This is a genomic window from Cellulosilyticum ruminicola JCM 14822, assembly GCF_001311925.1.
Taxonomy (GTDB): Bacteria; Bacillota; Clostridia; order Lachnospirales; family Cellulosilyticaceae; genus Cellulosilyticum; species Cellulosilyticum ruminicola.
Map to the genome: position 1 here is coordinate 14,079 of NZ_BBCG01000019.1, position 11,786 is coordinate 25,864.

Here is an 11,786-nt window from a genome sequence, read left to right on the forward strand (position 1 = left end):
TTATTTTCCACCTTATTTTAGATTATATACACCCTTTTTATATGCTTTTGGTATACTAATTCGCACTTTATCTGACTGTATTTTTACTCTTATTGGATTAGTTAGCCATTTCAAATATATAGATTTTCTTGTATATACATTATTCTACAATTATATTTTATCATAATTTTTTTAATTTTTAAATCTTTCCATTTCCTGTAGTGCTAATCTTAATTTGTTCTTCAAAATCCATATTATCGGTAAAAGTGCTTAAAATATCAGTTCCGGAAGCTGCTATATCTGTATCCCTCCCATAATTAGAGTTTAACGCTAACTCCCCATTTTCATCTATATTGGCAACTACTATACAATTATCAAAACCAAAGCATACGGGATAAGCTTCTCCTTCTTCACCTAAACAATAACCATTATTACCTGCTGGTACGACAAATAACATATTTGGCGCCTTTCTTATTGCTTCTTTTTCAGATTCCATTGAAGTTGTTCCTGTTATACTATAATTTATAAGCTTAACTCCTTTTTGTTGTGCATATTCTATAACTTTGTGGACAGTTACATCTGATTTATTACGCACTGTATAGCTTCCACTTTTACTACCAAGTGCCTTTAATTCTATTATTTCCGCCTCAAGTACTATTCCTACTATACCTTCCCCATTATTCATTTTGGCTCCTATTATACCCGTTATATGCGTTCCATGACCTGATATTGCTGTTGAGCTTGACTCCCTTTCATCCTTTGGAAATATTTCATCTGTATCGTGGACAAAATTATAACTTTCTGATAGGTTTAAATTTCTTTTAATATCTATAGAACAATATATTATTTTTTCACTAATAGTCAATGTTTTAAACTTATTTTCACTAATGGTATATTATAACAACAAAAGGAGTAAACAACATGGATTCAAGTAAAGATTTAAGTAACTCAATACTTACAAGCAATACCGGCTCTCTTATTCGTGCCCTATGTTCAGAAAAAGATATCACAATTGTAGAGTTAGAATGCCAATGTAATTTGGGTAATGGGAGCATAAAAAGATGGGAAAATGGATCAAGTCCTACACTTAAAGCAATTACACAAGTTGCTGACTACTTTAATGTAAGTGTAGATTACTTAGCTGGTAGAACCCCTCAACGAGATAAATTTGAAGATTGGAATAAAAAGTATGATGTAAAAAGACTCGCAGATGAAGCTAAGTTATTTGACTGCTTAGGAAAACTTAAAAGTATTTTTTCTGAAGCCGAACTTACAGATTTAGATGATAGAGAGCTTAAGCTTTTAAAAGCTTATGTTGATTTACTTGCTCAAAAGAAATAAATTTAAGAAGTAGTTGTGAGCTCTCATAACTTCTTCTTATTTGACTAAAAAGGACGTGAATTTATAGCCAACGTACAGTAATCAATAAAAATGGTAAGGAAGTTCAAAAATGGCGTGTTCTATTTTTTGATGCTACTGGTAGACGAAAAGAGTTTAATGGTAAAAGCAAAAAAGAGAAAATATATCCATACTATTTTTATATCTATCTTATAAAAACACTAAAACGCAAAAGAACGCCTGTTAATAACAGAACGTTCTTTACTAAGTAAGAAACAAAAATTTAGCCACACTTTTTTTATTCCAAATCGTTTTATATATTCACCAATCGTCTTTTATTTACAGTAATTATAAACCCCAAAAAATGCCTAAACGCATTGAAGCTCAAGGAATACCCTTGAGCTTCTTTTAATGAGCCATCTGGGACTCGAACCCAGGACCCTCAGATTAAGAGTCTGATGCTCTACCAACTAAGCTAATGACCCATATATTATAAGAACTATTTCTTATAATTTTTTATTTTGTAGTGGCTTGTTTGCCTCGACTACATAAATCATTATATATACTATATTGTTATTTGTCAATTAAAATATTATATTTTTTAAACTAATTTCAAATAATATCATTCTTTTCTCAAAAACTTTTAACTTATAAAAAATAGCCAACATCCAGCTAGGATATAAAGATCATGCAACAGCTACGCTACTATTGCATAATCTTTATAGATTATCTCATCACTTATTTTGATGCTATTTTTAATTTCTGTCCATCTACATATTTTTCAGTAATTTGAACCTGATCACTGTAATAAAGAATTCGCTCTAATCTTTCTTTTAAAGAAAGGCTTCTAGGCGCCTTAATAGCGCTGTCATCAATTACTACAACGTCAAAGGCATATCCTGGCATAAATGACCCTACTTTTCCAAAGAATGAGCCGCCGCCTAGCGTGGCAAGATAAAAGACTTCTTCTGTTGTAAGAGGCTTTTTATCTTGATCTACTAAACAATAATATAATTTAGAAACTTGAATAGCCATCGCCATTGATTTCAAAAGTGAAAGTCCTGTACCTGCTGCTACATCTGATCCTAATCCAATATTTAAACCTTCCTCCATATACTTACGAATAGGTGCAATACCAGATGAAAGGTTTGTGTTTGATTCTGGGCAGTGGGCTATATAAACATTATTTTGTTTCATAAGCTTTATTTCTTCTTCTGGGCTATATATACAGTGTGCCATCACTGTAGGGACTTCACCACCAAATAGTCCAAATTGATGATAAGCATCACCATAAAACTTAGATGTTGGAACAAGCTGCTTTACCCAATTAATTTCGCTTAAATTCTCTGATAAATGGGATTGCAATGGCAAGTTAAATTCTGTCTGAAGTGTGTGAAGTTTATTCATTAATTCATCACTACAAGTTGGTATAAAACGTGGTGTCAGCATAGGCAATGTATGTTTGAAACTTTTATTAGCACTTATAATCCATTCTCTAGTCGCCTTATAAGAAGCAGCCGCACTTTCTTCTTGAAGCCGCGGGCTGCCGTTTCGGTCCATATTCACTTTGCCAACATAAGTATATAATCCACTTGCTTCTAACTGTGACATTAAATCAAGGGTAGCTTCTGGGTGAATAGTTGCAAAGATACAAGCTCTCGTCGTTGTACTATAGAGCAAATCATCTACAAAGATAGAATAAGCCTTATGGGCATATGTGATATCTTGATATTTAGCCTCTTCAGGAAATGTATGATTATTCAACCATTCAAGTAATTCTAAATCCATCCCTAAGCCTCTAAATGGATATTGAGGGGCATGAACATGTAAATCACTCATTCCAGGTATAATAAGCTGCTCTTTGCAATCTATAATAGGATAAGCTTTAAAAGCATCTGGTAAATTTTCATAAACGCCTTCAACTTTACCCTCCTCGCAAACAATATATGCATTTTCATTATAACTAACAGACCAATCTGGTTTACTATAAATAATTTGCCCCTTAAGAATAAAGTTTGATTGCTTATTTGTTATCATATAGTCACTCCCTTTACTGTTTAAATTTAAGCATTGTAATGTTAATTTTATCATCTTGCTAGTAAGTATAGCAATCGATGTACTTAGATTATTAATATACTTGTATATAAATATTAAAAAGGGTGCCGCAAAATTACTAATGATTTTGCGACACCCTCTTTACTTACATGCTTATTATAACATATTATTATTTATCTGTAGCTTTTTTTCTTTTACGGCTTAAATCGAACCATAATGGACTGGCTACGAAGATAGATGAATAAGTACCTGCTGCTACACCTACGATAAGTGGAAGCGCAAATTCTTTTACTGAATCTGTTCCTAAAACATAAAGTAATACAACCATAATAAGTGTTGTAATAGATGTACAAATTGAACGACTTAATGTTTGATTAATACTGCTGTTAACAACTTCAGCTGGTACTGCTTGTCCCTCTTTATAACCTTTACGTGTTTTATTTTCACGAATACGGTCAAATACAATGATTGTATCATTGATTGAGTAACCTACGATTGTAAGCATAGCTGCAATAAATGAGTTGTTAAGTGGAATACGGAATACTGCATATACTGTAAGCATAACCATTACGTCATGTACTAAGGCCATAACAGCACTTACACCAAACTTGTAATCTTTAAATCTGAATGTAATATAAATTAAGATTAAGATAACACCAACGATTACAGCTTTAATAGCTCCCCATTTGATTTCATCACTGATTGTAGCTGAGAAATCTTCATGAGCAAGTGGTACATCTGCTTTTAAATTATATTTTTCTTTGATTGTATTGTAAAGTTCAATTCTTTTTGCATTTTCAGTTCTTTGCATTGTAACAATTACACCAGTTTTATCAGCTGTTGTAATACGAGGATTTGCATCTCCTGTTACATCTGTTGCAATCTTTGCAAGTTCTGTTTTAATTTCATTTGTAAGAGGTTTTTCAAGATCGAATTGAATATAAGAACACCTGTGAACTCAATATCTTTTTCGAAGAAGCCTTTGCCTCTTGCACCATTAATACCCATTGCAAGAAGTCCTATTATAATAACTATTAATGATAATGCATAGAATTTCTTTCTGCTTTCAATAAATTTCATAACTAGGCCTCCTCACTTTGTTTTTTTACTTTAGCATATAAAGATGGTTTTCTAATATCCATACCCACGAAGCATTTTAGGATGAATCTTGTGATTACAAGTGCTGTGAACATAGATAAAATAATACCTATACCAAGTGTTGTGGCAAAGCTCTTAATAAGACCTGTACCGAAAATATAAAGTACAACAGAGGCAATAAGTGTTGTAATATTACCATCTAAGATTGCACTAAATGCTTTATTGAAACCAGCATCTACTGCTGAACGTACTGTTTTACCAGATGCCATTTCTTCTTTGATACGTACGAAGATAATAACGTTAGCATCTACTGCCATACCAATAGAAAGAAGTAAACCTGCAATACCAGGTAATGTAAGTGTGGCATTCATTGCACTAAGTACTAAAATAAGTAATGCAATGTAAAGTGTAAGTGCAATATCTGCTGCAAGTCCACAAAGTCTATATAAGCAAAGCATAAATACCATGATGAGTGCAAGACCAATTGCACCTGCAAGTAAACTTGTATTAAGTGCATCTAAACCAAGTTTCGCACCAACACCTGTTGATGTAATTGCTTCAAGAGCGAATGGTAATGAACCAGCATTGATACCATCTGCTAAGTCTTTAGCTTGTTCAGCTGTAAAACTGCCGCTGATCATACCTTTACCATCTGTGATAACTGCTTGAATTGTTGCATATGAAAGTGGTGTTTCATCTAATAAGATGACCATCATTTCACCTTTATGGTCTGTTGTAAACTTCTTGAAGATTTCTGTACCTTCAGCATTCATATCAACGCTTACACCATATTTGTTTACACCATTTTCTGTATAATATTGTGCTGTTGCTTTATCTACTTTACTACCATTTAAGATTTCATTTCCTTCTTGGTCCATAAATCTAAGCATACCAGCTGCACCGATTTCATCAATTGCTTTTTGAGGATCTTCTACACCTGGGATTTCAACACGAATACGGTTTCCACCTTCAATAGATGCTTCAGCTTCTGTATAACCTTTTGCATCTAATCTTTTTTGAATCATTAATTTAGCTGCTGCCATTTCATCTTCTGTTGGCGCGCGGTCTAATTTTGGCTGATAAACAATATTAACCCCACCTTGAAGGTCTAGACCTAAGTGGATATGTTTTTCACCAAATACTTTTTGTACTAATGATACTTTTTCAGCTTCAACTTCTTTAGCATCAGTTGCCTCTGTTTTTTCTACTGTAGCATCATCTTTTGCTTCTGCTTTAGCATCGTCTGTACTTTCTTCTGTTGCTGCAGTCTCGTCTTTAGCTGCTGCATTGTCTGTAGTTGCTGCCTTATCTTCTTTTGCATCTGTTTGTGCTCCATCTTTTGTACTCTCTGCAGTAACTTTTTCAGTTACTACATTTTTACCACTACTTACAGCTGTGCAAGCAAGGTATGCTGTTACACCTAAGCCAACGATGACAATTAAAGTAAGGAGCAAGGCAAAAATACTTTTCGTTTTTCTTTTATTGCCCATCACATTTCCTCCTTAATTCCTCTTTTGTGACACTAAATTGATTATATAATTTGTGTACATTATAGTCAATTAAAAAGCCTCAACATGCAGTATTTTGTGACATTTTTATTTTACGATAACTCAGCTTTGATACCAATTGCACATTCTAAACGTTTCTTTTGAAGTTCACAACCGATTTCATATACATGATGAATATCACCGTGGAAGTTATATGAGTTAGCTGCACATCCTCCACTACAGAAGAATTTAGCCCAACAGCTTCTACATTCATCTTTGCTATAAACGTTACATTTTTCAAATTTAGAACGCATTTCTGTATTTGTTACACCTACGTTTACATCACCCATTTTGAATTCTGGTATACCAACGAATTGGTGACATGGATAAAGATCTCCTTCTGGTGTTACTGCTAAATATTCTGTTCCTGAACCACATCCAGCAAGACGTTTATGTACGCATGGACCACCTTCTAAATCAACCATAAAGTGGAAGAAGTTGAAGCCATCGCCTTGTCTTATTTGTGTCACAATGTATTTTGCAAGTTTTTCATATTCTGCACAAAGAGTCTCAACATCATTTGGCTTGATTGCATAGTCCATATCATTTGGTGCAACTACTGGTTCTACAGATACTTCTTTGAATCCTTCACCTGTCATGTGTTTTACATCTTCTGCGAAGTCTAAGTTGTGGTGTGTAAATGTACCACGAAGGTAATATTGTTTGTTACCACGTTTTTCAACAAGCTTTTTAAATTTAGGTAAAATGATATCATAGCTTCCTTTACCATTTGCAGTTGGACGCATGTTATCGTTCACTTCTTTACGTCCATCTAAACTAAGTACAACATTATGCATGTTTTCATTTAAATAGTCAATGATTTCATCATTTAATAATACACCATTTGTTGTCATTGTAAATCTAAAGTTTTTACCAGTTTCTTTTTCTCTTTGTCTTGCATAGTCTACAGTCTCTTTAACCATTTCCCAGTTCATAAGAGGTTCGCCACCAAAGAAGTCGATTTCGATGTTTTTACGATGTTTAGAGTTTTCAATGATAAAGTCGATTGCTTTTTTGCCAACTTCGATGCTCATTAAACTACGGTGACCATGGTATTCACCTTCACCAGCGAAACAATATTTACATTTTAAGTTACAGTCGTGCGCAACGTGTAAGCAAAGTGCTTTTACAACTGGTTCTCTGTTTAAGAATGCTGGTACGAATTCTTCGTATTGATCTGGTGTGTAAAGCATTTCTTGTTCTTTTAATGTTAAAAGTTCCTCGATAGCTTCTTCAAGTGCAGCTGTTTCAAATTGTCCACTGTATTTAGCCATTACTTCTTCTTTACTTAGTGTTTCTACATCTTCAACGATAGTATATGCTACATCGTCTACTAAATGGATGCTTCCGCTATGGATATCCATAACAATATTGGAGTTTTCAAATTGAAATTTGTGGATCATTTATTTGCCTTCCTTTTTATCATTATATTTTTTATAACTACTTCATTAATAGATTAATAAATTATCTCAAAATAAAAGCAGCGACCAAAGGCCACTGCTTAATTGCAAAAATTATTTTTCGCAGGCTTGGTTTCCTACAGTACAAGATGTTTTACATGCTGATTGACAAGATGTTTGGCATTCACCACATCCACCTTTTTTTGCACTGTTTGGTAAGTTTTTAGTGTTTAATGTTTTAATATGTTTCATGATGATATTCTCCTTTCAAATCACAAATCTTTTTTATTATAGCATAGGTTATTATTTTTTAAAACAAAAGTTTTAACCTATAGATATAATCTTACAAAGATACAATTTTACTATTTTTGGTAATTTACCGAGAACATTCCCGCAACACTACTACTTATAAGCACTAAGAATGCTATAAGGAACATAACACCAGGGGCTATATTATTTAATTTATTAATGACCGTTCCTAAGATTAAGAAAATAATAAAATAAAGTGAGCCCCCTATTGCGCCCCATTTATAGCCATTTTTGTTGTCAACTTTTGCTGTATCATAGCCTGCTAAAAAAGCTGACACAATAATACCTATAATGACAATCATACTCTCTACTTGCGGTGAGGCACTAGTGTATGTAAGAATAATAGAACCTAATAAAACAAAAATAGCGGTAACAACATAAGCCATAATATTAGCCTTAATCATTGTCATTACTGCTGTGGGCATATCTACTTCTTTTTTACTTTTACGTTGTGCCATATATTTCCCTCCTTCTTTTCACCTAACTATTAAGATTTTATGCCTACTGAAATTGTTTTATGATAAAATAACTTTATAGAGGAGGAAATAATATGAAACAAATTGATTTACATGTTCATTCCAATAGTTCGGATGGTACCCTTTCTCCTGAAGAAGTGGTACTTCTTGCAAAATCTAAGGGGCTTAGTGCCATTGCACTAACAGATCACGATACAGTCTCTGGCGTAGAAACTGCTATAAAAAAAGGCAAAGAAATCGGGCTTACTGTTGTTCCTGGTATTGAATTTTCTGCGGATTATAATGGTAAGGAAGTGCATATGTTAGGTTACTATATGGATTACAAAAATCCGAAGCTTTTAGAAAAACTTAACTATCTTGTTGAAAGCCGTACAAAACGTAATCTTCAAATTATAGATAAGCTTGCCACTCTCGGTATGCCACTTACTTTCGAAGATTTAGGAGAAGGTTATGGACCAGATACAGTCTTAACAAGAGCTCACTTTGCTGCTGCTCTTTTAAAAAAGGGTTATATTAAAACAAGGGATCAAGCCTTTAATAAATACATTGGTGCTGGCAAGCCAGCTTATGTAGCTCGTGAGCGCTTTACAACCCATGAATGTATGGATATGATTCATAATGCGGGAGGCCTTGCTGTACTTGCTCATCCTAAACTTTATGACTTTAGTAATAGTGAAGTCACACAAGTCATCAAAGATTTAGCTTCAAAAGGATTAGACGGCGTAGAATGCATTTATGCAACCCATACACAAAATGAAACTGCTCATCTCTTACAAGTTTGCAAGAATCTTGACTTACTCTCTACTGGAGGCAGCGATTTTCATGGTGATAATAAACCTAACTTAGAATTAGGTTCAGGTTATGGACATTTACAAGTGCCTTATGACTTACTTGAAGGTCTTCAAAATAAATTAAAACGCTAAAACTTAATCATAAACAAAAAATAGAGCACCTTTTTTGAGGTTGCCTCTATTTTATTCTTCAATTAATGGCTTTAAGCCTTCTTGTCTTTTATATACTTTGCAAAGTGCATTAAATACGAGTGTTTTATATTTACCATTATCATTAATCCACGCTCTTGCTTCATCAATTGCACAAACTTCGTCATAAAGTTCTTTAGTATGTTTTTGTTTCACATCGCTAGCAATTTGTTTTAAAGCACTATAATCACGGAAAATGTTAATCTTAGCTTCTTGTTTTAAGGAATGGATCATCTTATCTAAACAGTTATCTTCCATTTCATCTAATAACTCTTGAAAAGTCTTTTGGTTTTGATATTTTTTAATAAACTCATTACGAAGTCCCTCTGCTAACTGCTTATCACGTTCTTTTCCTTGCATCGCTATTCTCTCTTTCTATCAATTTTGTAACCTTGGTCACATCATTAGTGTACTCTATTTTAAATGATTTTTAAATACCCTATTTCTAGTTTTTACTTTCTTGGTAATTTTTTACTTTTTCTATCAAGTGAACTATACATTTTTGACAATGATAAACACTATACTTTTTCATCATTTTCTATTATTATATTAAAGGTATTAGTTTAATGCCCTATTGATACTATTTGAGGTAATATGTTGCATAGAGACATGTCATCTTAAATTTTAATTTTATTTAAAGGAGATTAAAATGAGCATATTAAACGTAAAAAATGTGACACATGGTTTCGGTTCTCGTAGCATTTTAGAAGATGTATCATTTCGTTTATTAAAAGGTGAACACGTTGCCCTCGTTGGAGCAAACGGCGAAGGTAAATCAACTTTCTTAAATATTATTACTGGTAAACTTATGCCAGATGAAGGGACAGTTCAATGGTCAAACCGTGTAACAGTTGGTTACCTTGATCAGCACTCAGCCCTTACACCTGGAACAACAATTAGAGAAAACTTAAGACTTGCCTTTAACCACCTCTTTGACCTTGAAAAAGAGATGATGGCAATTTATGAAAAAGTTGCTGAAGTGGATGAAGATGAAATGAATAAAATGATGGAGGACGCAGCTGAGATTCAAACAATCTTAGACCACAGCGGTTTCTATACATTAGATTCAAAAATCGAAGAAGTTGCTCAAGGTCTCGGACTTGTGGATATCGGACTTGAGAGAAAAGTAGACGAGCTTAGTGGGGGACAAAGAACAAAAGTACTTCTTACAAAACTTCTACTTGAAAACCCAACAATCCTCATCCTAGATGAGCCGACTAACTACTTAGACGTTGAGCACATTGAATGGCTTACACGTTACTTACAAAATTATGAAAATGCCTTCATTCTTGTATCTCACGATATTCCATTCCTTAACGCAGTATGTAACTTAATCTACCACGTAGAAAACTGTCAACTTACACGTTACGTAGGAAGCTATGATGAATTCCAACGCGTTTACGAACTCAAAAAACGTCAACAAGAACAAGCTTACGAACGTCAACAAAAAGAAATTGAAAAACTTGAAGACTTCATCGCACGTAATAAAGCCCGCGTTGCCACAACAGGTATGGCACGAAGCCGTCAAAAACAACTTGATAAAATGGATATCATTGAAAAAGTGCATGAAAAGCCAAAACCAGTTTTCAACTTCAAATCATATAGAGCACCTAGCCGTTTCTTAATCGAAGCTGAAGACCTTGTAATTGGATACGACTCACCACTTACACAGCCTCTTAACTTCAAATTAGAACGTAATCAAAAAGTTGCTATTTGTGGGGTAAATGGTTTAGGTAAATCAACATTACTTAAAACACTTCTCGGTGTCATCAAACCAATCTCAGGAAAAGTAATCTTCGGTGAAAACGTTAAATATGGTTACTTCGAACAAGAAGATAGCCGTGATAACAACACAATCGCACTTGACTATATTTGGAATCTTTACCCATCTATGGCAAATAATGAAGTACGTACAGCACTTGCGAAATGTGGTTTAACAACAGATCATATCACAAGTCCAATGAAAGTTCTCTCAGGGGGAGAAAATGCAAAAGTACGTCTTTGCAAAATTCTTATGGAAGAACACAACTTACTCGTTCTCGACGAACCTACAAACCACTTAGACCCAGAAGCGAAAGATGAGCTTGAAAAAGCAATCCGCGAATTCAAAGGGACAGTAATCATCGTATGTCACGAACCTTACTTCTATGAAAGTTTCGTAACAGATGTATGGAATGTAGAAGATTGGACAACTAAAGTTATATAAAACCTTAAGTGACCTAATAGGTCTGAAAAAATAGGGGAGTTCTCAAACTACTATCTCCGTATTTCCAACAGCTTCTAAGCTTGTGTGCTAAATGAACGGCAACAACTCACTGCGTTCAGACAATTGCCTAAAACCCATTTAGCATACGTCACTAAGAAGTTATAAGAAATACTCCAAATGTAGTTTTCGAATCTCCTCTTTTTTTCTTTTCTCCTATTAATCGAAAATTTTACTAGCATTAAAAGCTTAAAGATACTGTTTGGTTATTTAATGAGTGATAATAACCTACTACTTAGACAATTGCCTAAAACCCATTTAGCACGACTCACTAAGAAGTTATAAGAAATACTCCAGCGGAAGGTTTGTATTATTGTTTTATATAGAAATTGCTGCTCCAT

General features: G+C 33.8%; 12 protein-coding genes and 1 tRNA gene. 3 read left to right on the forward strand and 10 right to left on the reverse strand.

All coding sequences use genetic code 11. The features are described 5' to 3' along the window. Positions 1–178: 178 nt before the first annotated feature. Positions 179–844 (reverse strand): S8 family serine peptidase, encoded by a 666-nt coding sequence (locus JCM14822_RS08460; protein WP_172674794.1) that lies wholly within the window; start codon positions 842–844, stop codon positions 179–181. A gap of 56 nt (positions 845–900) precedes the next feature. Between JCM14822_RS08460 and JCM14822_RS08465 the strand changes: the two genes are divergently transcribed. Continuing rightward, positions 901–1,320 (forward strand): helix-turn-helix domain-containing protein, encoded by a 420-nt coding sequence (locus JCM14822_RS08465; RefSeq protein WP_054741462.1) that lies wholly within the window; start codon positions 901–903, stop codon positions 1,318–1,320. Between the two features lie 409 nt (positions 1,321–1,729). Here the strand turns inward: JCM14822_RS08465 and JCM14822_RS08470 are convergent. From JCM14822_RS08470 to JCM14822_RS08500, 8 genes are all read right to left on the reverse strand, one after another. Beyond that, positions 1,730–1,802: transfer RNA gene (locus JCM14822_RS08470), tRNA-Lys, on the reverse strand. Between the two features lie 253 nt (positions 1,803–2,055). Then, positions 2,056–3,354, reverse strand: a complete 1,299-nt coding sequence (locus JCM14822_RS08475) for an amidohydrolase family protein (protein WP_054741464.1) — start codon at positions 3,352–3,354, stop codon at positions 2,056–2,058. 187 nt (positions 3,355–3,541) lie between these two features. After that, positions 3,542–4,312 (reverse strand): protein translocase subunit SecF, encoded by a 771-nt coding sequence (gene secF / locus JCM14822_RS08480; RefSeq protein ID WP_306307318.1) that lies wholly within the window; start codon positions 4,310–4,312, stop codon positions 3,542–3,544. Beyond that, positions 4,240–4,452, reverse strand: coding sequence for a hypothetical protein (locus JCM14822_RS21790; RefSeq protein ID WP_242861456.1), 213 nt, complete (start codon positions 4,450–4,452; stop codon positions 4,240–4,242). The genes secF and JCM14822_RS21790 overlap by 73 nt, the downstream gene beginning before the upstream one ends. A 2-nt stretch (positions 4,453–4,454) precedes the next feature. Further along, complete coding sequence (gene secD, locus JCM14822_RS08485) at positions 4,455–5,960, reverse strand: protein translocase subunit SecD (RefSeq protein ID WP_054741466.1); 1,506 nt, start codon at positions 5,958–5,960, stop codon at positions 4,455–4,457. 110 nt (positions 5,961–6,070) lie between these two features. After that, positions 6,071–7,420, reverse strand: coding sequence for a thioether cross-link-forming SCIFF peptide maturase (gene scfB, locus JCM14822_RS08490; protein ID WP_054741468.1), 1,350 nt, complete (start codon positions 7,418–7,420; stop codon positions 6,071–6,073). 111 nt (positions 7,421–7,531) lie between these two features. Next, positions 7,532–7,669, reverse strand: a complete 138-nt coding sequence (gene scfA, locus JCM14822_RS08495; RefSeq protein WP_013657560.1) for a six-cysteine ranthipeptide SCIFF — start codon at positions 7,667–7,669, stop codon at positions 7,532–7,534. A 110-nt stretch (positions 7,670–7,779) separates the two neighbouring features. Further along, positions 7,780–8,184 carry a TIGR04086 family membrane protein gene (locus tag JCM14822_RS08500; protein WP_054741470.1) on the reverse strand — a complete coding sequence of 135 codons (405 nt, stop codon included), beginning with the start codon at positions 8,182–8,184 and terminating at the stop codon, positions 7,780–7,782. A 92-nt stretch (positions 8,185–8,276) separates the two neighbouring features. Here JCM14822_RS08500 and JCM14822_RS08505 point away from each other — a divergent pair, with 92 nt between their 5' ends. After that, positions 8,277–9,125 carry a PHP domain-containing protein gene (locus JCM14822_RS08505; protein ID WP_054741472.1) on the forward strand — a complete coding sequence of 283 codons (849 nt, stop codon included), beginning with the start codon at positions 8,277–8,279 and terminating at the stop codon, positions 9,123–9,125. 51 nt (positions 9,126–9,176) lie between these two features. Here JCM14822_RS08505 and JCM14822_RS08510 read toward each other — a convergent pair whose 3' ends face one another. Next, a complete protein-coding gene (locus JCM14822_RS08510) occupies positions 9,177–9,542 on the reverse strand; it encodes a hypothetical protein (RefSeq protein ID WP_054741474.1) in 366 nt (121 codons plus the stop codon). A gap of 289 nt (positions 9,543–9,831) precedes the next feature. Here JCM14822_RS08510 and JCM14822_RS08515 point away from each other — a divergent pair, with 289 nt between their 5' ends. Beyond that, entirely contained in the window at positions 9,832–11,388 is a 1,557-nt protein-coding gene (locus JCM14822_RS08515; RefSeq protein ID WP_054741476.1) for an ABC-F family ATP-binding cassette domain-containing protein, read from the forward strand. The last annotated feature ends 398 nt before the right edge of the window (positions 11,389–11,786 follow it).